The organism is Rathayibacter sp. AY1A7 (assembly GCF_002930845.1).
Taxonomy (GTDB): Bacteria; Actinomycetota; Actinomycetes; order Actinomycetales; family Microbacteriaceae; genus Rathayibacter.
In genome coordinates, this window is the sequence record NZ_PSTL01000032.1 from 1 (window position 1) to 21862 (window position 21862).

The window sequence follows — 21862 nt, forward strand, 5'->3', positions numbered from 1 at the left end:
CGTTCGCCCCGCCGCCGCGCCCGCCCCTAGGCTCGACGGCGTGACCGCCTCCGTCCCCGCCCCCCAGCCCCGGCCCCGAGACGTCGTCGGCATCGTCGGCCTCGTCCTCGCGATCGTCCTCGTCCTCGCGCAGATCGGGCGGACCGCGCTCACCACGGCCATCCCGGTCCTCGCGTTCCAGGGCGGCTTCGACACCACGCAGATCGGGGCGCTCTTCGCCGCCCTCGGGGTCACGATGCTCGTGCTCGCGACGGCGACCGCGATCGTCGGCGTCATCGGCGTCGCGCGGAAGGACCGCGCCCGGCTGCTCTCGGCCGTCACGCTCGGTGTCGGCGCCAGCGTCGCGATCGTCGAGCTGGGAGCGCTCGTCGTCCCGCCCCTGGTCGGCCTCTCGCTCCAGTACTGACGAGGCCCGCCGGAGCGGATCCCTCCATCCGCCCTCGCAGGATCCGCACGGCGCCGCGTCCGCTCCTCGCGCTCCGCTGCGCCGCGACGGCCCTGCCGGCTCCCCGGCGATGCGCCAGGATGGGGGCATGACGACACGCGTGGACGGCCTCTTCGTCTACCCGGTCAAGGGCCTGACCCCGCAGCCGCTCCCCCGCGTCGAGCTCACCGCCGGCCGCGGCGTCCCCTTCGACCGCACGATCGCCCTCGCCCGCCCCGGCGGCGCCTACCGGCCCGGCATGCGGCACGGCATCTCCAAGCGCGAGTACTTCGTCCTCGTCGCCGAGGCCCGCCTCGCCGGCCTGACCACGCACCTCGACCCCGACAGCGGAGTGCTCACCGTCGACGTCCGCGGCCACCGGGTCCTCTCCGCCGACCTCGGCGCGGAGGACGGCCGGGCCGCACTGCGCTCCTTCGCCGCCCGCGTGCTCGACCTGCCGCCCGGCGTCGAGCCCGTGATCGCCCAGGACGCGGGGCGCCGCTACACCGACACGGCCCACAACTCCGACATCGAGATGGAGTACGTCTCGCTGATCAACCTGGCGAGTGTCCGCGACCTCGCCGAGCGCACCGGCCGGAGCGTCGATCCGCTGCGGTTCCGCGGGAACATACACCTCGAGGGGCTGCCGGCGTGGAGCGAGCTCGAGCTGCTCGGGCGCGAGCTCACCGCGGGCGGGCTGCGGCTGCGGATCACGAAGGCCACCGAGCGGTGCGCCGCGACCGAGGTCGAGCCGGGCACCGGTCGGCGCGACCTGCCGGTCCCCCGGCTGCTGCACGAGACCTACGGCCACGAGCTCCTCGGCGTCTACGCGGAGGTCCTCGACGGCGGCACGCTCGGCGTGGGCGACGAGCTGGTGCTCCGTGGCTGAGCTGCGGCTCGTGGTGGCCGAGCGCGAGGCGCTCACCCCGGCCGTCACCCGCTTCGTGCTGCGGAGCGAGGACGGCGCCCCGCTGCCCGGCTACTCCGCCGGCGCGCACCTCACGCTCACGACCCCCTCCGGCGAGCGCCGCAGCTACAGCCTCGTCGAGCCGGGATCCGCGGAGCCGTCGCACTTCGCGATCGCGGTGCGCCGCGAGCCCGGGGGTCGGGGCGGATCGCGGAGCCTCCACGACGACGTCCGCGTCGGCGACGTCCTCTCCTCCGCGCCGCCCGCGAACACCTTCGCCCTCCACCCCGCCGCCCGCTACCTCCTGATCGCCGGCGGGATCGGGGTCACCCCGATCCGCGCGATGGCCGCCGAGCTCCGGGCGCAGGGCTCGGCCGTGCAGGTCGTGTACCTCAGCCGCACCCCCGAGGACACCGCGTGGCTCGACGAGTTCTCCGCCGACGGCTCCCTCGTGCACCACAGTGCGATCCACGGCCGGCTCGACCTCTGGCCGCTCGTCGCCGAGCCCGACGACGACACCCGGATCTACTGCTGCGGTCCGTCCGCGCTGATCGACGAGGTCCTCGCCCTCACGATGCACTGGCGCCCGAGCCGGATCCACGTCGAGGACTTCGCGGGCGTCGACGCCGTCGGCGACCGGGCCGTCCCCTTCGCCGCCGTCTGGGAGCCGACCGGAGCCGTCGTGGAGGTCCCGGCCGACCGCTCGCTCCTCACCGCGCTCCGCTCCTCCGGGATCGACGTCGACTCCTCCTGCGAGTCGGGCACGTGCGGCACCTGCCGCCTGCGCCTCGTCGGCGGGACGGCGGAGCACCGCGACCTGGTGCTGACCCCCGAGGAGCAGGACCGCTGGATCATGCCGTGCGTCTCGCGCTCCGCCGGCGGCGAGCTGGTCGTCGCCCCGGAATGACGGAGCGACGGGGCCGGGCCCCACGCACGCCGGCCGACACGCGTCGGCCGTCGTGTGACGCCGCGTGACGGGCGCCCGGCGCCCGGTCCCCTGCGTGCCTAGGCTCCCGGACGGGGGACCACGACCGTCACGACCGAAGGACTTACGATGACCAGCACCTCCGTCCGCACCCAGCTCGACCAGTTCACCGTCGGCTTCGACGAGACGGTCGGCCCCGAGCTCGCCGCCGTCTTCTCCGGCGAGCGCGACGACCTCGTCGCCGCCGGCGCCCCGAGCGGAGCCGTCACCGCCGGCGACGCGCTCCCCGCCGCCTCCGTCGTGACCGTCGACGGCGACACCGTCGACCTCGCGGACGTCCTCGGCGCGGGCCCGGCCGTCCTCGTCTTCTACCGCGGAGCCTGGTGCCCGTACTGCAACATCACGCTCAAGCACTACAACGAGACCCTCGCCCCCGAGCTCGCGTCGCGCGGAGTCGCCCTCGTCGCGATCAGCCCGCAGACCCCCGACGGGTCGCGCGCGGCGGTCGCGAACGGCGACCTGGGCTTCACCGTCGTCTCCGACCCCGGCAACACGCTCGCGAGCGCTCTCGGCATCGTCACCGCCCCCAGCGGCGACGCGCAGGAGGCGCACACCGCGCTCGGCTTCGCCGTGAAGGACAGCAACGCCGACGACACCCCGGCCGTCCCGTACCCGACCGTCCTGGTCGTCGACGCCGACCGGATCGTCCGCACGGCGGACGTGCACGTCGACTACACGACGCGCACGGAGACCGAGGAGATCCTCGCCGCCGTCGACGCGCTCTGACACCTCCGCTCGCACCCTGAGCACGCGCGGCGGTCGAGCGCACCCCCTCGCCCGCCGTGCCGCCGCTCCCTAGGCTCGACCCGTGATAGCGGAGACGGACGTGCTCGTCGTCGGCGGCGGTCCGGTCGGACTCCTGCTCGGCGCGCTCCTGGCGCGGGCCGGAGTGGACGTGCAGGTGTGGGAGCGGCGCTCCTCGGTGCCGCGCGGCTCGCGGGCGATCGGCATCCATCCGCCGTCGCTCGACGCGTTCGCCGCAGTCGGCGCCGATGCTCCCGTGCTGGCCGAGGCCACCCGGGTCCGCGAGGGCGTCGCGCGCAGCCGGGGCCGCACCCTCGGCACGCTCTCGTTCGCGCGCGCCTCCGCGACGCACCCCTACGTCGTCACCCTCGACCAGCACCGCACCGAGGCGATCCTCCGCGAGCGCCTCGAGGCGGCGGCCCCGGACGCGCTGCGCCCCGGGGTCGCGCTGACCGGCCTGCTCCGTCACGGCTCCACCGTCGAGGCGACCGGCACCGGACCGGGCGGCGAGCCGGTCTCCGTCCGCACCGCCTTCGTCGTGGGAGCCGACGGCGCCCGGAGCACCGTCCGCGACCTGCTCGGGATCCGCACCACCGGCCGCGACTACCCGGACCGCTACGTGATGGGCGACTTCGCCGACCCCGAGCCCGGCGGTCTCACCGGCACCGCGCTGGTCGACGTCGGCCCGGCCGGAGTGGTGGAGTCCTTCCCCCTGCCGGGCGGTCGGCGCCGGTACGTCGCCCTGAGCGGCCCCGACCGCTCCCTCGGCGCCCCCGCCTGGCGGCCCGAGGAGGCCCCCGACCAGGAGGCCGCGCGCGCCCTGGCCGCCGCTGTCCGCGACCGGACGGGCGCCGACGCCGACCCGGAGACCTGCACGATGCTCAGCGGCTTCCAGGTGCGGCGCCGCGAGGCCGAGCGGATGGGCGTCGGCCGCGTCGTGCTCATCGGCGACGCCGCGCACGAGATCAGTCCGATCGGCGGGCAGGGCATGAACCTCGGCTGGCTCGACGCCGCCGAGCTCGCCCCGCTCCTGGCCGGTGCCGTGCGCCGCGGCGAGGCCGGCCCCTGGCCCGGCTTCGCCCGGCGGCGCACCACCGCGGCCCGGCGCGCGGCGCGGCAGGCGGAGGCGAACATGGCCCTCGGACGCCCGCTCGGCTCGCTCGCGCACCGCGGCCGCGAGGCGTTCCTCCGCATCGCCCTCGCCCTGCCGACCTCGGACCTGCTCGCCTGCGTCTACGCGATGCGCTGGTCCTGAGGGCGGCCGGTCAGCCGACCAGCCGCGCGCCCGCCAGCCCGAGCTCGACCACCAGCACGAGCGAGGCCGCGATCACCAGCCGGAACAGGGTGCGCGTCGGCGGACCGGTCAGCACCAGGCGGATGCCCGCCGCGGCGAGCACGACCACCGCGAGGGTCCCGATCACCGCGAGCACCACGCCTGTCCCGCGCACCGGCTGGTCGCCGACGAGCTGTCCGACGAGCACGAGCAGCGCGGCGACCACCAGCGACCCGAAGGCGACGACTCCGGAGAGCCGCAGGCCGAGGCGGTGCGGGAAGCCGCGGACCCCGGTGGCCTCGTCGTCGACCAGGTCGGGGAGCACGTTCGTGCAGTGGATCGCGATGCCGAACACGGCGCCGGTCGCGATCGCCCACCAGGCGGGGAGCCGGCCGTCGCCCGCCGCCACCGCCACCACCGGCAGCAGCCCGAAGGCGACCACGAACGGAGCGACCGACCAGACCGTGCGCTTGAGCCCCGCGTCGTAGGCCCAGCCCGCGGCGACCAGCACCAGGTGCGCGACCGCGGCGACCGGTCCGAGCACCAGCGAGAGCACCACGGCGGCCGCCGCCGTCCCCAGTGCGGCGGCGCGGACGGCGCCCACGCCGATCAGCCCCTGCGCGACCGGCTTGTCGGTGCGCCCCACCGCGCGGTCGCGGTCGGCGTCGATCCAGTCGTTCGCGAGCCCGATCGAGAGCTGCCCGAGCAGCACGGCGAGCGCCACCAGCACGACCTGCCCGAGCGGATGCCCGGACGCCGCCGCGATCACGGTCGCCAGCACGGTGACCGTCACGGTCGGCCCGGGGTGCGACGAGGCCAGCAGGAGTCGCACCCGGGACGTCATCCCGCCAGCCTACGGTCGCGGCGGCACAGCGGGGCGCCGGTCGCGCTCCCCGCCCCGGAGCGGGATCCAGCGTGGTCCGAGCGCGGCGCCCTCATCAGCCCGCGACGGGAATGGCCCGGGATGGGGCAGGGTTGCACCACCCGGCATCCCGACTCAGGAAGAAGGCCTCGTGGACCTCGTGCACTGGCTGTTCGACGCGCAGATCGTCATCGGCGAGCAGACCGTCCTCTGGCGGGAGGTCATCGGCAACGTCTTCGGGCTCCTCAGCGCCCTCGGCGGGATGCGGCGGAAGGTCTGGGCCTGGCCCGTCGGCCTCATCGGCAACGTGCTGCTGTTCACGGTCTTCATGGGCGCCCTGTTCGGCACTCCCAACCCCGTCAACCTGCTCGGCCAGGCCGGGCGGCAGGTGATGTTCATCCTGGTCAGCGTCTACGGCTGGTACCGGTGGACCCACCGCCCCGACGACGCCGCCACCCTGATCGAGCCGCGCTGGGCGTCGTGGCGCACCCGCGGCCTGCTGGTGCTCGGGATGGTCGGCGGCACCGCGGTGCTGACCCCGGTGTTCCGCGCGCTCGGCTCCTACGAGCCCGTCTGGAGCGACGCGTGGATCTTCGTCGGCTCCGTCCTCGCCACCTACGGCATGGCGAAGGGCTGGACCGAGTTCTGGCTCATCTGGGTGGCCGTCGACCTGGTCGGCGTGCCGCTGCTGTTCTCGGCCGGCTACTACGCGTCGGGGCTGATGTACGTCTTCTACGGCGCGTTCACCCTGGTCGGCTTCTTCGTCTGGATGCGGCAGGGCACCCGTCCGTCCGCCGCTCCGATCACGGTCGGCTAGCTCTAGCAGCCTGCCGCCGCCGGCGGAAGTGGCCGTGCGGGAGGCGCTGTCGGTGGTCCACTGGGAGCGGAGGCGCCCGCCTCCCCCACCCGGAACGGACGGCATGCTCTCCCTCGTCTACTCCAGCCGCACCTCCGCCGGCTTCACGGACGCCGACCTCCCCGCGCTGCTCGCCCAGTGCCGCGCGAACAACGAGCGCCTCGGCCTGACCGGCATGCTCCTGCACCGCGACGGCCGGTTCCTCCAGGTGCTCGAGGGGCCGGACGCGGTCCTGCGCGAGCGGATGGCCGTCATCGCCGCCGACGAGCGCCACGCGCAGCTGCGCACCCTCCTCGAGGAGCCGATCCGGGAGAGGCTGTTCCCGGAGTGGTCGATGGCGTTCGAGTCCGCCGCCGACGCCGAGGCCGCCGGGCTCCGCACCTCCTTCGACGACCTCGACGACACCGAGGCCGAGAGCGCGACGCTCCCGGCCCTGCGCGAGCTCATCCGCTTCTTCCGCGAGCGGAGCTAGGCGGAGCTAGGCGGAGCTATACGGGACGCCGGGATCGCGGCCGGTCCGCCGCCGGGAGCCGACGCCCGTCAGTCCTCCGCCGAGGGAGGAGCGAGCCGGTCGAGCCGCGCCAGGAGCGGGGCGAAGCCGTCGCCGAGCAGGGCGCTCAGCGGCTCGCCGAACCAGAACCGCCAGACGGAGTCGAGCTCCTCGCCGGTGATCCGTCCTCGGCGCAGGAGGATGCTCGCGATCGGGGCCGCCTCAGACGCGTGCTCGTCGCGGGGAGCGCCGTCCTCGCGACCCGGCTCGAGTCCGTACGGATCGACCGCGTCGAGCTCCCGCAGGACGGCCGCCAGCATCGCGTCACGGCGTTCCGCGGCCGCCCCGTCCTGATTCGTCGGTGCTCGGCGCTCCATCGCGAGAAGGTACCGAGCCCACTCCTCGTCGTCCATTCGTCGTCTCCGATCTCTCCGGATGCCGCGCCTTCTCGAGGCCTTTCTCTTCCTTCGGCGCCGGCTCGTCGAGGCACGGGGAAACCGCCTCTCCGACGGCTCATCATCCCCCCGCGAGAAAGGCGCGGACGCCTTCCCGCGTCAGCCCCGAGGCGACGGCGAGCCGGTGCTCTCCGGCCCCGAGTCGGGCGGCTCCGCGGAGGGCCGCGGCCCTTTCTCCGCCCTCGCCGGAAGTCCCGCTCCGGAATGCCGCGAATTCCGCGGACACCTTATCGAGAGCGTCGACGACATCGCCGGACACGCTCTCCGGCGGCTCGCCGAGATCGATGCGCCAGCCTCTCCCGGACTTCTCGTCGCTGTCGTTCACACGCGGGAAAGTACCCCGGACCGCAGGGCGGCGCCTGTGATCGCCCGACGCCGTCGCGCCCCAGGGATCCGTCGTCGACGTCCGAGCGCACACGCCTCCCGGTCCGGAGAGGACGGCCTTCGAGGACTGTCCCGAGGACCTCGTCGCCGTGCTCCGCTCCGATGCGGCCTCCGCCTCGGCCGAGGTCTTCGACGGCTGACCCGACCGCGGCGACCACCCGCTGCGACGACCGCCGGGCGGAAGCGCGGATCGCGCCGTTCCGGCGCGCCCGCACCAGCGGCGCCGGAACGTCCGGCCGATCCGGGAGCGGCACCCCGTCCGAGCCGTCGAGGTTCCGTCGGTGTGCAGGCCCCCGCGCCGAGGGACGTAAAGTGTGCTCACACGCGCCCGCGGACGGGCGAGCCGCCCGTGAGGGCGCCCCGGTCCTGCGTCGGAGGCGCCGATCACAGAGAGCCGCGGTGCCCCGATGCCGGAAGACAAGCCCGCGTCGCGGGCGCCGAGCATCTACGACGTCGCCCGCGCGGCCGGCGTCTCGCACCAGACCGTCTCCCGCGTCCTGAACGACCACCCGAGCCTCCGCGCCGAGACGAAGAAGCGCGTGCTCGAGGTGATGGCCGAGCTCGACTACCGCCCCAACCTCGCCGCACGGGCACTGGTCACCAGCCGCACCCGCACCGTCGGCGTGCTGTCCTCGCAGAGCCTGCAGTACGGTCCGGCCTCCAGCATCCAGGCCATCGAGGTGGCGGCGCGCGACGCGGGCTACCTCGTGGTCACGGCCAACGTCGATGGCACCGACGGCGCGTCGATCCAGGCCGGGATCCGGCATCTGCTCAACCAGGCGGTCGAGGGCCTCGTGGTCGTCGCGCCGCAGATCCGCGTCTTCGACATCCTCTCCGGAGTCGCGCTGCGCATCCCGCACGTGACGCTGCAGACGAGCGAGGACGACCGCGACGACGCGCTCTACGTCGACCAGATGGCCGGCGCCCGCATCGCCACCGGGCACCTGATCGACCTCGGGCACACCGAGATCGTGCACCTCGCCGGCCCGCAGGACTGGATCGAGGCCGAGGCGCGGATGCGCGGCTACCTCGCCGAGCTCGACCACCGCTCGATCCCGCTGCGCCCGCCGCTGCTCGGCGACTGGAGCGCCGAGCGCGGCCACCGCGTGGGCCTCGAGCTCTCGCGCTTCCTCGACTTCACCGCGGTGTTCGCGGGGAACGACCAGATGGCGCTCGGACTGATGAGCGCGTTCCACGAGCGCGGGGTCCGCGTGCCGGAGGACGTCAGCGTCATCGGCTTCGACGACATCCCCGAGGCTGCGTTCTACTGGCCGCCGCTGACCAGCGTCCGCCAGGACTTCGTGGAGCTCGGACGCCGGTGCGTGGCCGCGCTGCTCAGCCTGATCGAGGGCGACCGGCCGGAGAAGGCGGCGCCGATCGCTCCGCAGCTGGTCGTCCGCGGATCCACGGCCGTCCCCCGGAGCGCGAGCGTCACCGCCTCGCGCTGACCGGCGGCCGCGACGCCCTCGCGCCGCGACCGCCCGGGATCAGTCGCCGTGAGCGGCGATCGACACGTCGTTCCAGCGCTTCCAGGTCTCGAGGCGCGACTCGTAGTCCGCCGTCGCGATGCCCAGCGGCGCGCGCCCGAAGAAGATCCGCAGCGGCGGCTCGTCCGCGTCCACGACCGCGAGGATCCCGAGACACGAGGCCCGCGGGTCGCCCTGCTGAGCGGCGGAGGGGCGTCGGCTCGCCGCCTCCCGGACCTCGTCGTACGCGGCGATCGGCTCGCTGCGCGACGCGGAGGGACCGGACCAGTCGGTCGAGTATCCGCCGGGCTCGACGAGGGTCACGTGGATCCCGAAGCCGGCGACCTCGGCGGCCAGCGACTGGGTGAAGCCCTCGAGCGCCCACTTCGACGCGTGGTACGCGCCGATCGAGGGGAACGCGCTGATGCCGCCGATGCTCGACACCTGGACGATGTGGCCCGAGCCCTGCTCGCGGAGGATCGGCAGCGCGGCCTGGGTGACCCAGAGGGCGCCGAAGACGTTGGTCTCGAGCTGCGCGCGGACCTCCTCCTCGGTGAGCTCCTCGATCATGCCGAAGTGCCCGTAGCCGGCGTTGTTGATCACGACGTCCAGCCGGCCGAACCGCTCGGCCGCGGCCTGCACGGCGGCGAAGCCGGCCGCGCGGTCGGTCACGTCGAGGGTCAGTGGGAGGAACGTGTCGGGGTACTCCTCGACGAGGGCGTCGAGGGTCTCGATCCGGCGGGCGGTGCCGGCGACCGAGTCGCCGCGCTCGAGCGCCGCCTCGGCCCACTCGCGGCCGAAGCCCTTCGAGGCGCCGGTGATGAACCAGGTCTTCGTCATGGTGTGCGTCCTTTCGACAGTGCTGGACGCAACGCCGACGGCTCCGGCTCCCTTCCGGGGCCGGGGACCCTTGACAGCACCGCTCCGAGAGCGGACGACGCGCCGCCGGTGTCCCGTTACCGAGTCGAGACGTACGCGTTGACACGAACGGCGCCGTCGGGTCTAGCATGACGCAATGTGATCGCTCACATGGCATCACATCTCCGCCCCGATCCCGAGGGCGGCCCTGCATCCACTGCATTCAATGACGAAGGAATCACAGTGACCACAATGAAGCGCGCTCTCATCGCCGGCATCGCCGGCGGAGCGATGATCCTCTCCCTCGCCGCCTGCTCCTCCGGAACCGGTGGCGGCTCGGGCTCGGGATCCGGCGACGGCGGCCTCGTCGGCGTCGCGATGCCGACCAAGTCGTCCGAGCGCTGGATCGCTGACGGCAACAACGTCAAGTCGCAGCTCGAGGAGGCCGGCTACCAGGTCGACCTGCAGTACGCCGAGGACGACATCCCCACCCAGGTCTCGCAGCTCGAGAACATGATCACCAAGGGCGCCAAGGCCCTGATCGTCGCCTCGATCGACGGCACCACCCTCACGAGCGTGCTCGAGGAGGCCAAGGCCAACGACATCCCCGTCATCGCCTACGACCGCCTCATCCGCGACTCCGAGAACGTGGACTACTACGCCACGTTCGACAACTACAAGGTGGGCGTCCAGCAGGCCACCTCGCTCCTCGCGGGCCTCGGTCTCACCGACCTCACCGGCGCGAAGGCCGCCGACGCCCCCGCCGGCCCGTTCAACGTCGAGCTGTTCGCCGGCAGCCCCGACGACAACAACGCCACGTTCTTCTTCAACGGCGCGATGGACACCCTCCAGCCGTACATCGACGACAAGACGCTCGTCGTGAAGTCCGGCGAGACCGACTTCAACACCGTCGCCACGCTCCGCTGGGACGGCGAGGTCGCCCAGAGCCGCATGGAGGACATCCTCACCAAGACGTACTCCGACGGCTCCAAGGTCCAGGGCGTCCTCTCGCCCTACGACGGCCTCAGCCGCGGCATCATCTCGGCTCTGACCGACGCCGGCTACACCGTCGGCTCCGACTTCCCGATCATCACCGGTCAGGACGCCGAGCTCGACTCCGTCAAGGCGATCATCGCCGGCGAGCAGTACGCGACCATCTACAAGGACACCCGCGAGCTCGCCAAGGAGGCCGTGAAGATGGCCCAGGCCGTGCTCGAGGGCACCGAGCCCGAGGTCAACGACACCGACACCTACGACAACGGCAAGAAGGTCGTCCCGTCCTTCCTGCTCGAGCCGGTCATCGTCACCAAGGACCAGATCCAGTCCGTCCTCGTCGACGGCGGCTACTACACCGACGCGGAAGTGAACGGCTAGTCCTCTCTCCTCACCCGAGAAGGAACACCTCGGGAGGGCGCCCACTGGGCGCCCTCCCCCACTACGAAGGAAGGGAGGCGGCGTGACCTCGAACATCCTCGAGATGCGCGGCATCACCAAGACGTTCCCGGGCGTGAAGGCGCTCCAGGACGTCACGCTCAACGCACAGCGCGGCGAAGTCCACGCGATCTGCGGGGAGAACGGCGCCGGCAAGTCGACGCTGATGAAGGTCCTGTCGGGCGTCTACCCGCACGGCACCTACGAGGGCGACATCGTCTTCGAGGACGAGGTGATGCAGTTCTCCAGCATCCGCGACTCGGAGGCGAAGGGCATCGTCATCATCCACCAGGAGCTGGCCCTCAGCCCCTACCTCTCCATCGCGGAGAACATCTTCCTCGGCAACGAGGTGCGCGGCTTCGGCGGCCTGATCGACTGGAACAAGACCAACCAGGAGGCCGCGGCGCTGCTGGCCCGCGTGGGTCTGCGCGAGAACCCGACCACCAAGATCATGGAGATCGGAGTCGGCAAGCAGCAGCTCGTCGAGATCGCGAAGGCGCTCTCCAAGCGGGTCAAGCTGCTCATCCTCGACGAGCCCACCGCGGCCCTGAACGACGAGGACTCGGACCACCTGCTCGACCTGATCCTGCACCTCAAGGAGCAGGGCATCACGTCGATCATCATCAGCCACAAGCTGAACGAGATCAAGAAGATCGCGGACACCGTCACGGTCATCCGCGACGGCAAGACCATCGAGACGATCGCTCACGACGACGTCACCGAGGACCGCATCATCAAGGACATGGTCGGCCGCGACCTCGACCACCGCTACCCGGACCACACGCCGCACATCGGCGAGGAGATCCTGCGCGTGGTCGACTGGACGGCCCACCACCCCCAGGACCCGTCCCGCGTCATGGTGGACAAGGTCAACCTGTCGGTCCACCGCGGCGAGATCGTCGGCATCGCCGGGCTCATGGGCGCCGGGCGCACCGAGTTCGCGATGAGCCTCTTCGGCCGCTCCTACGGCAGCCGCATCTCCGGCCAGGTCTTCAAGGCCGGCAAGGAGATCAAGATCCGCAACGTCTCGGAGGCGATCGCCCACGGGCTCGCCTACGCGACCGAGGACCGCAAGCACTACGGCCTCAACCTCATCGACGACATCAAGCGGAACATCTCGCTCGCGTCGCTCGACAAGGTCGCCCGCGGCGGACTCGTCGACGACAACCGCGAGTTCGAGGTTGCCAACGAGTACCGCGGCAGCATGAACATCAAGTCGCCGACCGTGCTCGCCAAGACCGGGAAGCTCTCCGGCGGCAACCAGCAGAAGGTCGTCCTGTCGAAGTGGATCTACTCCGACCCGGACGTCCTCATCCTCGACGAGCCCACCCGCGGCATCGACGTGGGTGCGAAGTACGAGATCTACACCATCATCAACCGGCTCGCGGCGCAGGGTAAGGGGATCATCGTCATCTCCTCCGAGCTGCCGGAGCTGCTCGGCATCTGCGACCGCGTCTACGCGCTGTCGGAGGGCCGGATCACGGGCGAGCTGCCCATCGCCGAGGCGACGCCCGAGGCGGTCCTCACCCTCATGACCCAGGAGAAGCAACGATGACCGATCTGCAGAACGAACCGTCCACCGCGGCCGGTGCGCAGGTGAAGCCCACCGAGAACGCCTTCACGAAGCGCCTCAGCCACGTGCTGGGCGACCTCGGCAAGAACGGCATCTTCATCGCCCTCATCGTGGTGGTGCTGCTGTTCGAGGTGATGACCGGCGGAATCCTCCTCCGCCCCCAGAACATCTCGAACCTGATCGTCCAGAACGGCTACATCCTGATCCTCGCCATCGGCATGGTGATGGTCATCGTGGCCGGGCACATCGACCTCTCGGTCGGCTCGGTCGCGGCGTTCGTCGGAGCGATCTCGGGCGTCTTCGCGGTCAACATGGGTCTCCCGTGGTGGCTGTCGATCATCCTCTCCCTCCTCATCGGCGCCCTGGTCGGAGCGTGGCAGGGCTTCTGGATCGCCTACGTCGGGATCCCGGCGTTCATCGTGACCCTGGCGGGCATGCTGATCTTCCGCGGCCTGGCGCTCGTCGTCCTCGGCAACGCGAACATCGGCTCCTTCCCGACCGAGTACCGCGCGCTGGGCAACGGCTTCCTCACCGACCTGTTCGGCGAGACCGACCTCGACCCGCTGTCGCTCGTCATCGGCGCGCTCGCGATCGTCGCCTTCGCCGTGCAGTCCGTGCGCACCCGCCGCGGCCGCCAGAAGTACGCGCAGAGCGTCGAGCCGGGCGCCTGGTTCGTCACCAAGCTCGTCCTCGTCTCCGTCGTGATCGCGGCCTTCTCCTTCGCGCTGGCCACCTTCAAGGGCATCCCGGTCACCCTGATCGTGCTCGCCGTGCTCGTCCTGATCTACGGCGTGGTCATGAACCGCTCCGTCTTCGGCCGTCACGTCTACGCGATCGGCGGCAACCTGCACGCCGCGGAGCTGTCCGGCATCAAGACCCGCAACGTCACCTTCTGGCTGTTCGTCAACATGGGCGTCCTCGCGGCGCTGGCCGGCCTCGTCTTCACCGCGCGACTCAACCTCGCCGGCCCGAAGGCGGGCGACGGCTTCGAGCTCGAGGCCATCTCGGCCGCCTTCATCGGCGGCGCGGCGGTCCAGGGCGGCGTCGGCACCATCGGCGGCGCGATCATCGGTGGCCTCATCATCGGCGTCCTGAACAACGGCATGTCGATCATGGGCATCGGCATCGAGTGGCAGCAGGCGGTCAAGGGCCTCGTGCTCCTGCTCGCGGTCGCCTTCGACGTCTACAACAAGCGCCGCTCGGGCGGACGCTAGGCCCTGCGGTCGTGCCCGACTGGTCGCGGTTCCTGCCGCTGAGCACCGGGCCCTCGGTCGACGAGACGGGCGTCAGCAACGACTGGCGCCCCCTCGTCGCCGAGAGGCTCGACCGCCTCGCCGTCCTGGCCGCCTCGCCCTCCACCACGGAGGGCGAGGCGGCCAGTGCCGTCTCCCGGGACGCCCTGCTCGGAGAGCTCGTCGTGCGGCTCTCGAGCAGCACCGGCCAGCGCCTCGCGACGCGGATGGGCGCCCGCGAGGCCTCCTCCCCTCCCCCTGCCGCCGAGATCGCCCCGGCCCTGGCCGCTCTCGCCTCCGCTCGCCGCGCCGGCGCCGGTCCCCGCTCGGTCGCCGAGCTGGTCGAGGTCGTCCGCGTCGAGCTCGCCCTCTCCCCCGAGCCGCTCGCCCTCTCCTCCCGCATCACCGGCGGGGTGGCCCTGGACCGCCTGCAGCGCGCGCCGCTCGCGATCCGCGCCGCCGTCCGCGGTCGCACCCTCGCTCCGACCGACGCGGAGTGGGAGCTCGGCTCCGGCACCGCCCTGCGCGTGCCGGCCGACGCGATCCTCCGCTTCCTGCTCGGCCTCGGCCCCTTCCCCGCCGAGCCGACCGCCTAGGCGGCGCCGCCACCTGCCCCCGGGCGGAGGCGGCGCCGCGCCGGTCGTAGCATCGGAGGATGACGCGCTCACTGCCGAGAAGCACCCCGTCCGCCCGCTCCGTCGACGCCGAGGGAGTGCTGGCCTTCGTCGAAGGGGTCGAGGCCGCTCCCGGCGTCGAGCTGCACGGCCTGATGGTCGTGCAGGGCGGCGACGTCGTCGCCGAGGGCTGGTGGGCGCCGTACTCGGCCGAGCGGCCGCACCTCTTCTACTCGCTGAGCAAGAGCTTCACCGCGACCGCCGTCGGCCTCGCGGTCGCCGAGGGCCTGGTCGACCTGGACGCCACCGTCCTCTCGTACTTCCCCGAGCTCGACGACGAGATCACCGACCCGCGCTCGCGTGCGATCCGCGTCCGCCACGTCCTCGCGATGGCGAGCGGCCACTCCGCCGAGACGATCGACCGCGCCGAGGAGACGGATCCGGTCGACCTGGTGCGCGGCTTCCTCCTCCTCCCGCCGGAGCAGGAGCCGGGCAGCGTCTTCGCCTACAACCAGCCCTGCACCTTCGCCGCCGCCGCGATCGTGCAGCGCGTGAGCGGGCAGTCGCTGACCGACTACCTGCGCCCGCGCCTGCTCGATCCGCTCGGCATCGGCGAGGTCGCTTGGCATCGCGACGACTCGGGGCGCGAGCTCGGCTACAGCGGGCTGCACGCCACCACCGAGGCGGCAGCTGCGCTCGGACTGCTGTACCTGCAGGAGGGGCGCTGGGGCGACCGGCGGATCCTCTCGCCGGAATGGGTCGCCGAGGCGTCCCGCGCGCACGTCCCGACCCACGAGGACGGCGGACCGGACTGGCAGCAGGGCTACGGCTTCCAGTTCTGGCGGTCGCTGCACGGCTACCGCGCGGACGGCGCGTACGGGCAGTTCAGCCTGATCGTGCCCGAGCACGAGCTCGTGATCGCGCTGACCGGCCAGACCTCGGACACGCAGACGCTGCTCGCGCTCGCCTGGGAGCACCTGCTCCCCGCCGTCGGCCGAGGGTCCACGGCGGAGGCCGACGCCCGACTGGCCGACCGGCTGTCGGAGCTCGCCCTTCGCCCGCTCGAGGGCGCCTCCCCCGCGACCGGGAGCTACACGCCGGTCGGATCGTGGCCCGACGCCGTCGAGGTGACGGCCGACGAGGGCGGCTGGACGCTCGCGCTGATCGAGGGCGACGAGCGCTTCGCCGTGACGCCCGGCGCAGGAGCCTGGACCGTCGACGGGCCGTTCGCGGCGAGCGCCGGACCCTCGGGCGACAGCGTGCTGGTCGACGTCGTGTTCCTCGAGACCCCGCACCGCCTGCACGTCGAGCTCGCTCCCGACCGCACCGCCCGCGTCCGCTGGGAGACGGAGCCGCTGCACGACGGCCCGCTCGCCGGGCTGCGCGCCCCGCGCTGACGGCAGGACCCGCTCCGCTCATCCGTCGCGAACGGCCCGTCCGCCCCTCGGCGACGGGCCGTTCGCGACGGATCGAGAGGGGTCGCGCTCGGCCGTGCGGACCGCGCGCATCAAGCGGTGCTCACCGGGGGTCGACGAGTCGAGGAGCGGAGTGGGCACGAGGGTCCTTCCTGGGGGCGGCGCTCTGGCACAATCGTCGGAGCGCTGCTCCGGAACATTGTGGAGCACTGCTCCGGAACATTGCGGAGCGCTGCTCCGGAATGTGGTGGAGCTGCGCTCGGAGACATTACGGAGCGCCGCTCCGAAAAGCAAGGAGAACCGATGAGCGACCGTGTGCCCCGCACGCCCGGCCGACCGCGGACCAGTCGCGACGCACTGCTCGCCGCCGCGGCGACGGTGTTCGTGGCCTCCGGCGTGGACGCGCCGGTCCGCGAGATCGCGGCGGAGGCCGGCGTCGGCGTGGGGACGATCTACCGGCACTTCCCGACCCGCTCGGAGCTCGTGGTCGCCGTCTACCGCCACCAGGTCGAGGCCTGCGCGGAGGCGGGCCCACGGCTGCTCGCGGACAGCGCGACTCCGGAGGCCGCCCTCCGGGCCTGGGTCGCCCACTTCGTCGACCTCCTGGTGACCAAGCACGGCCTCGCCGGTGCGCTCCAGGGCGACAGCGCCGGATCCGACGCCCTACACGCCTACTTCGTGGAGCGGCTCGTCCCCGTCTGCGGCGACCTGCTCGAGGCGGCACGACCCGCCCGGATCCCGGCGTCGAGTCTCAGCGGCTACATGCTCCTCAAGGGCATCGGCAACCTCTGCATCGGCGCCGCCCACGATCCGGACTACGACGCCGACACCCTCGTGCAGGCCCTCGTCACCGGAGCGCTGCAGACGGATCAGCCCTGATCGCCTCCACGGTCCGCTCGACCGCGTCCTCGACCGCCGCCCTGCGGCTCGCGTCGTCCTCGCGCTCGGACTCGTGGACGAAGACGGCCCCGCCGCGCCGGGCCCCGCAGTAGTCGATGATCCCGTGCTGGATCTGCGTCAGCAGCGCCTGCTCGTAGCCGTGCCGCTCGTAGGTCCCGGCGGAGTCCCCCGCGACGAGGACGAGGTGGACGGTCAGGGCGCCGAGCCTGCGCTGCGTGCCGTGGACGGGGTCGATGTCGAAGGCCCAGCCGGCGAGGAAGACGCGGTCGAACCAGCCCTTCAGCAGCGCGGGCATCGACCACCAGTAGACGGGGAAGACGAGCACGAGATGGTCGACACCGTCGAGCCGGCGCTGCTCGCGGAGGACGTCGTCGGGAACCGGGCCGACACCGCGGTAGCGGTCCCGGTCGGCCGCGCCGAACCGCGGGTCGAAGCCCTCGGCGTCGAGGTCGGCCGTCTCCACTTCGTCGGGGCCGAGCTCCTCCCGAAGCCGCCGGGCGAGGGCGGCGGTGAGGGAGTCGCGGTCGGGGTGCGCGGTGACGAGGAGGGTGCTCACCGCTCCAGTGAACCGCACCCGCCCTGCGGCACCCCTGGCAGGATGACCCGGTGACTCCGCACCGCTCCCCCCGCCGCCCCGACGTCGTCTCCGTCGAGCTCGTCGGTGGACCGGAGCCGCTCGAGCTCGCCCTGCACGAGCACGACCCCGAGTGGTCCGCCCTGTTCGAGGAGCACCGGCGGCGCATCCTCGAGGCCGTCCCGGGCGTACGGGTCGAGCACATCGGCTCGACCTCCGTTCCGGGCCTGCCCGCGAAGCCGATCGTCGACGTGCTGGTCGTCGTGCCCGACGTCACGGCGGAGGAGGACCACGTCGCGCCGCTGCTCGAGGCCGGCTACGTCCTGCGCACCCGCGAGCCCGGGCACCGGCTCGTCCGCACGCCCGGACGGGACGCCCACGTCCACATCTACGAGGAGGGTCATCCCGCGATCGACGCGTACCTCCTCCTGCGCGACCGGCTGCGCACCGACCCGGCCGACCGCGAGCTCTACCGCAGCACGAAGGCGTCTCTCCTCCTCCGGCGCTGGGAGGACGGGAACGACTACGCCGAGGCGAAGTCCGCCGTGATCGCGGCCATCCTCGAGCGCGCGAGATCCTCGCAGCCCTGAGATCGATATCCGGAAGGCGGTCAGCGGCCAGGCCGCACCGCACGTCCGATCGCCCTCGAGCCCTCCGGCTCGGGGGCGATCGCGGTTCGGGCGGCATCGGATGATCGCCGGTTCGCGGAGCGCGCCTTCCAGCCGGGCGGAGCGCTCGTGCCGGAAGGTCGAGCAGCGAGGACCGGGCCCGCGCAGCCGTCGGGATCCGGCGATCGGATCGACCTGAATGTTGACGTCATCAGAGCCCCGTGGAAGCCTGATGTTTGCGTGAACATGCGCGAAGTCCCCGGTGCAAAGGAGCACAGCATGACGTCTCGACCACGAACGGCCGCCGCGGCGGTGGCCGCGCTGCTCGTCGCAGCGCTCCTGGGAACAGGAGCGCAGTCGGCCTCGGCCGCCGTGGCCACGGATCCCGACGACGGAGTGCCGCGCACCTCGACGCCCGTGACCTACACCGACTACCCGGCGGTCCAGGACCCGGGCAGCACCGCGGCCGGCTACTTCCAGCCCTACTGGTACGACACCGACGGCCGCCACATCCAGGCGCACGGCGGCCAGATCGTCACCGTCGAGGAGGGCGGTCAGCAGGTCCAGTACTGGTACGGCGAGGACCGCACGAAGGGCTACTGGAACAGCCCCGGAGTCGCGGTCTACCGCTCCACCGACGGCCACAACTGGGAGAACAAGGGCACCGCGCTCCGCAGCGTCTCGGCTCCGGCCGACCTCGAGGCCCCCTACTTCGACGCGCTCTACGACACCGTCGACGACTCCGGAGCCCCTCGCGCCGACCGCATCGCGGAGCTCGACTACCACCTCGACACGACGCAGGCCTCGCCGAACACCGCCATCTTCGAGCGCCCCAAGGTCCTCTTCAACGAGAAGACCGGCAAGTGGGTCATGTGGTGGCACTCCGACGGCCGCATCACCCCGGGTGGCAGCACCTATGCGCGCTCGATGGCGGGAGTCGCCGTCTCGGACAGCCCGACCGGGCCCTTCACGCTCCAGGGCGTCTACCGCCTCTACAACCGCACGGACTACAAGTCCTGCACCACCTCCGCCGTGCCCGGGCAGGCGCGGGACATGACCGTCTTCCAGGACGAGGACGGCACCGCGTACATCTCCTACTCCTCCGAGGAGAACTACTCGCTCTACGTGGCGAAGCTGGACGCCGACTACACCAACGTCGAGCGGACCACCACGACCGACACCCTCGACGCGAACCAGTACTCGGCCGACGGGACGTACCCCTACGTCTTCGCCGACGGTGCGGCCGGAGCACCGGTGCGCGGCACCGACTTCCAGATCGTGAAGGAGTGCGGACACCTCGAGGCGCCCGCGATCTTCGCCAACGGCGGCAAGTACTACACGATCGCCTCCGGGGCGACCGGCTGGGCGCCGAACCCGCAGACCTACTATACCGCCGACTCGATCCTCGGCGCGTGGACCCGCGGAGTCGAGAAGGGCGACGCCGACGAGAACGTCGCCTACAACGCGATCCCGGAGGGCGGCGACGGCCTGCTCTCGATCGGCGACTCCCGCAAGACGACCTTCGGCTCGCAGTCGACGAACGTCCTCACCCTCGCTCCCGGGAAGTACGTCTACATGGGCGACCGCTGGAACGAGGGCAAGTCGGACTCGACCTACGTCTGGCTCCCGATGACGGTCGGTGAGAACGGCCGCCTCGAGATGCGGAATCCGGCTCAGGAGGACCCGGCGCGCTGGGGATCCGGCTGGAACCTCTCCTACTGGGACGACAAGGGGGTCGGCGAGGGTGTCTGGTCGGTCGTGGACGCCCGTCTGCCGAAGCAGGTCCGCCGCGGCGCCGACATCGCCGCCGCGCTCCCCTCGACGGTCTCGGTCGCGAGCAACGGCTCGACCCGCGACGTCGCCGTGACCTGGGCCGCCCCCGGCCCCGCCGAGCTCGGCACGGTGCAGGTGACGGGCACGCTCGCCGCCGACGCCGGATTCTCCTCCGGCCGCCGCTTCACCCGCACGATCGAGGTGGCGGAGCCCGGCATCGCGAACCTCGCTCCCGGAGCGTCCGTCGCGGTCTCGAGCCGCACGGACCTCGCCGGCAAGCTCATCGACGGCGACGTCAAGGGCAAGGGCTGGGACGACTGGTCCTCAGCCGGCTACCCGCGCGACAGCCGCCTCTCCTTCTCCTGGGGCGCGGCGCAGAACCTCGACTCGGTGACGGTCAGCACCTACAAGGACGGTGCGACCGCCACCTGGCCCTCGAGGATCGAGGTCGAGTACCAGGTGAACGGCGCATGGACGACCTCCTCGGTCGCCACCACCCTCAGCCAGGCCGCGACCGGATCCGCCCCGACGGCGATCCTCGACCTGTCCTCCCTGCCCGACACCACGGGCCTCCGCCTGCACCTCACCAGCGCGGCGAACACGTGGCAGTCGGTCTCGGAGGTGCAGATCTGGGGCACCGCGCCGCCGACGAACGTCTGCCGCGTCCCCGGAGCCGCGGTCTCGGCGTCGTTCAGCCAGACGAAGTACGCGACCCTCCCCGCGAAGAACGCCTGCGACGGCAACGTGAGCACCCCCTGGTCGACCTGGACCGACGGCACCTTCGCCGGCAGCGCCGAGTTCACGCTGACGAACACCGAGGCGCACCGCGTCGCCGGGCTCACCTTCACCAACACCGAGGGCACCCTGGCGTCGGTGAGCGTGGCCTACCGCGCCGAGGACGGCACCTGGAAGCCGACCACCGCGCAGAACGTCGCTCCGGCGGCGAACGGCACGCTGACCACGATCCCGTTCGCGGCGGTCTCGGCCACCGGCCTGAAGCTGACCTTCTCCACGCCGGGCTCGTTCCTCAAGATCGGCGAGATCGTCGTCCCCGAGGCGGCCGCCCCGGCGCTGACGGTGCCGGTGACCGTGACGTCGCGCTGCGTCGCCGGGAAGGCGGTGCTGACTGTCCTCGCCAAGAACGGCGGCACCGCTCCGATCGACGTCGCGATGGCCTCGGCCTACGGCTCGAAGACGGTCACCGCGGTGGCCGCGGGTGTGAGCGGATCGGCCGCGTTCACCACCCGCCTCGCGAGCATGCCGGGCAGCCAGGTGACGGTGACCGCCACGGCGGGCTCCGAGACCCTCGCGCAGACGGTGGCCTACCCGGCCCGCGTCTGCTGAGCGCACGGCGGCCGGTCGACCGGTCGTGACGGAGGAGGGAGTGCCCGCGGGCGCTCCCTCCTCTGCGTGTGCGGCGCATCATCCGACGCGCAGGGCGAGTGCGGGCTCGATGTGCGCGGCTCAGGGCTCCAGAGGCCGAAGGACGTGCCGGGCCTGGGCGGGAGCGCCGTCACGTCGATCTCCGCGGGCGGGAAGGAACGGCCGCTCCCCCGCAGGTGCTCCCCGAGAAGGAGATCGGTCGCCTGATCGATCCGGCTCAGCGCCGCCTCGTCGAAGAGGTGGGCGCACGAGCACGGCCGAGCCCCGCTGGCGCGCTGCGCGGTACTTCACCCGGAAGCGGGGGTGCAGAGCTCTTCACGCTCCTGGTAGTAATCACAGGCGGGCGCATCGCAGAGCCCGCAGAACTGGACCGTCCGTGACCCGCACCACCCGCGCTCTCGCCGCGTTCGTCCCGACGACGACCCTCGTGCTCTCGGTGGTGTTCGCCTCCGCCGCACTCGCGCCCGAGGCGATGACCGCCCCGGAAGCGGTGTCGACGCCGACCGCCGCCTCGCCCGCGGAGGATGCAGCGGCGACTGCGGACCCCTCCGCTCCCGGTGCGGGATCCGGCGCCTCCGACCGCCGCTCCTCGAGCCCCTCCTCCGCGGACCCCGTCGACCCCGCGCAGCCGACGACCCGCTCCTCCCCCGCGGAC

General features: G+C 72.4%; 21 protein-coding genes and 1 pseudogene. 17 read left to right on the top strand and 5 right to left on the bottom strand.

What is annotated here, in order from left to right:
* The first annotated feature begins 40 nt into the window (after positions 1-40).
* The 5 genes from C5B95_RS16110 (at position 41) to C5B95_RS16130 (ending at position 4315) form a co-directional block, all read left to right on the top strand.
* Positions 41-406 carry a hypothetical protein gene (locus tag C5B95_RS16110; RefSeq protein WP_104269709.1) on the top strand — a complete coding sequence of 122 codons (366 nt, stop codon included), beginning with the start codon at positions 41-43 and terminating at the stop codon, positions 404-406.
* 127 nt (positions 407-533) lie between these two features.
* Positions 534-1313 carry an MOSC domain-containing protein gene (locus C5B95_RS16115; protein WP_181068112.1) on the top strand — a complete coding sequence of 260 codons (780 nt, stop codon included), beginning with the start codon at positions 534-536 and terminating at the stop codon, positions 1311-1313.
* Positions 1306-2238 carry a PDR/VanB family oxidoreductase gene (locus tag C5B95_RS16120; RefSeq protein ID WP_104349625.1) on the top strand — a complete coding sequence of 311 codons (933 nt, stop codon included), beginning with the start codon at positions 1306-1308 and terminating at the stop codon, positions 2236-2238. Before C5B95_RS16115 ends, C5B95_RS16120 begins: the two co-directional genes overlap by 8 nt.
* 147 nt (positions 2239-2385) lie before the next feature.
* Positions 2386-3042, top strand: a complete 657-nt coding sequence (locus C5B95_RS16125) for a peroxiredoxin-like family protein (protein ID WP_104349626.1) — start codon at positions 2386-2388, stop codon at positions 3040-3042.
* An 82-nt stretch (positions 3043-3124) separates the two neighbouring features.
* Positions 3125-4315 carry an NAD(P)/FAD-dependent oxidoreductase gene (locus C5B95_RS16130; RefSeq protein WP_258060054.1) on the top strand — a complete coding sequence of 397 codons (1191 nt, stop codon included), beginning with the start codon at positions 3125-3127 and terminating at the stop codon, positions 4313-4315.
* Positions 4316-4325: 10 nt separating this feature from the next.
* Here the strand turns inward: C5B95_RS16130 and C5B95_RS16135 are convergent, their stop codons facing one another.
* The gene (locus tag C5B95_RS16135) at positions 4326-5177 is read right to left on the bottom strand and encodes a UbiA family prenyltransferase (protein WP_104349627.1); all 852 of its coding nucleotides are present in this window, start codon (positions 5175-5177) and stop codon (positions 4326-4328) included.
* 169 nt (positions 5178-5346) lie between these two features.
* Here C5B95_RS16135 and pnuC point away from each other — a divergent pair, with 169 nt between their 5' ends.
* Positions 5347-6012, top strand: coding sequence for a nicotinamide riboside transporter PnuC (pnuC, locus tag C5B95_RS16140; RefSeq protein WP_104224989.1), 666 nt, complete (start codon positions 5347-5349; stop codon positions 6010-6012).
* A 103-nt stretch (positions 6013-6115) separates the two neighbouring features.
* Complete coding sequence (locus tag C5B95_RS16145) at positions 6116-6523, top strand: BLUF domain-containing protein (RefSeq protein ID WP_104247727.1); 408 nt, start codon at positions 6116-6118, stop codon at positions 6521-6523.
* A gap of 68 nt (positions 6524-6591) precedes the next feature.
* Here the strand turns inward: C5B95_RS16145 and C5B95_RS16150 are convergent, their stop codons facing one another.
* Positions 6592-6954, bottom strand: coding sequence for a hypothetical protein (locus C5B95_RS16150; RefSeq protein WP_104234511.1), 363 nt, complete (start codon positions 6952-6954; stop codon positions 6592-6594).
* A gap of 103 nt (positions 6955-7057) precedes the next feature.
* Positions 7058-7321: a hypothetical protein gene (locus C5B95_RS16155; protein ID WP_104227400.1), complete on the bottom strand. Its 264-nt coding sequence runs from the start codon at positions 7319-7321 to the stop codon at positions 7058-7060.
* A gap of 466 nt (positions 7322-7787) precedes the next feature.
* Between C5B95_RS16155 and C5B95_RS16160 the strand changes: the two genes are divergently transcribed.
* On the top strand, positions 7788-8828 hold the full coding sequence (locus C5B95_RS16160) for a LacI family DNA-binding transcriptional regulator (protein WP_104234510.1): 1041 nt from the start codon (positions 7788-7790) through the stop codon (positions 8826-8828).
* Between the two features lie 39 nt (positions 8829-8867).
* On the opposite strand, the gene C5B95_RS16165 is transcribed toward C5B95_RS16160, so the two are convergent.
* Positions 8868-9686 carry an SDR family oxidoreductase gene (locus C5B95_RS16165; protein ID WP_104349628.1) on the bottom strand — a complete coding sequence of 273 codons (819 nt, stop codon included), beginning with the start codon at positions 9684-9686 and terminating at the stop codon, positions 8868-8870.
* Between the two features lie 270 nt (positions 9687-9956).
* On the opposite strand from C5B95_RS16165, the gene chvE reads away from it, so the two are divergent.
* The 6 genes from chvE to C5B95_RS16195 all read left to right on the top strand — a co-directional run bounded on the left by chvE (position 9957) and on the right by C5B95_RS16195 (position 16848).
* Entirely contained in the window at positions 9957-11078 is a 1122-nt protein-coding gene (gene chvE / locus C5B95_RS16170) for a multiple monosaccharide ABC transporter substrate-binding protein (RefSeq protein WP_104224984.1), read from the top strand.
* An 82-nt stretch (positions 11079-11160) separates the two neighbouring features.
* Positions 11161-12690, top strand: a complete 1530-nt coding sequence (gene mmsA / locus C5B95_RS16175; RefSeq protein ID WP_104234508.1) for a multiple monosaccharide ABC transporter ATP-binding protein — start codon at positions 11161-11163, stop codon at positions 12688-12690.
* Complete coding sequence (gene mmsB, locus C5B95_RS16180; RefSeq protein ID WP_104227395.1) at positions 12687-13922, top strand: multiple monosaccharide ABC transporter permease; 1236 nt, start codon at positions 12687-12689, stop codon at positions 13920-13922. Before mmsA ends, mmsB begins: the two co-directional genes overlap by 4 nt.
* Positions 13923-13933: 11 nt before the next feature.
* Positions 13934-14536: a hypothetical protein gene (locus C5B95_RS16185; RefSeq protein WP_104338026.1), complete on the top strand. Its 603-nt coding sequence runs from the start codon at positions 13934-13936 to the stop codon at positions 14534-14536.
* A gap of 59 nt (positions 14537-14595) precedes the next feature.
* Entirely contained in the window at positions 14596-15951 is a 1356-nt protein-coding gene (locus tag C5B95_RS16190) for a serine hydrolase (protein WP_104349629.1), read from the top strand.
* A gap of 321 nt (positions 15952-16272) precedes the next feature.
* Complete coding sequence (locus C5B95_RS16195) at positions 16273-16848, top strand: TetR/AcrR family transcriptional regulator (RefSeq protein ID WP_104349630.1); 576 nt, start codon at positions 16273-16275, stop codon at positions 16846-16848.
* Here C5B95_RS16195 and C5B95_RS16200 read toward each other — a convergent pair.
* Positions 16817-17425 (bottom strand): NAD(P)H-dependent oxidoreductase, encoded by a 609-nt coding sequence (locus C5B95_RS16200; RefSeq protein ID WP_104349631.1) that lies wholly within the window; start codon positions 17423-17425, stop codon positions 16817-16819. The genes C5B95_RS16195 and C5B95_RS16200 overlap by 32 nt on opposite strands.
* Positions 17426-17475: 50 nt before the next feature.
* Here C5B95_RS16200 and C5B95_RS16205 point away from each other — a divergent pair, with 50 nt between their 5' ends.
* The 3 genes and pseudogenes from C5B95_RS16205 to C5B95_RS16215 all read left to right on the top strand — a co-directional run.
* On the top strand, positions 17476-18033 hold the full coding sequence (locus tag C5B95_RS16205; RefSeq protein WP_104261580.1) for a GrpB family protein: 558 nt from the start codon (positions 17476-17478) through the stop codon (positions 18031-18033).
* A 297-nt stretch (positions 18034-18330) separates the two neighbouring features.
* Entirely contained in the window at positions 18331-21168 is a 2838-nt protein-coding gene (locus C5B95_RS16210; RefSeq protein WP_104349632.1) for a discoidin domain-containing protein, read from the top strand.
* Positions 21169-21583: 415 nt separating this feature from the next.
* Positions 21584-21862 (top strand): annotated as a pseudogene (locus tag C5B95_RS16215) (hypothetical protein); the annotation flags it as partial.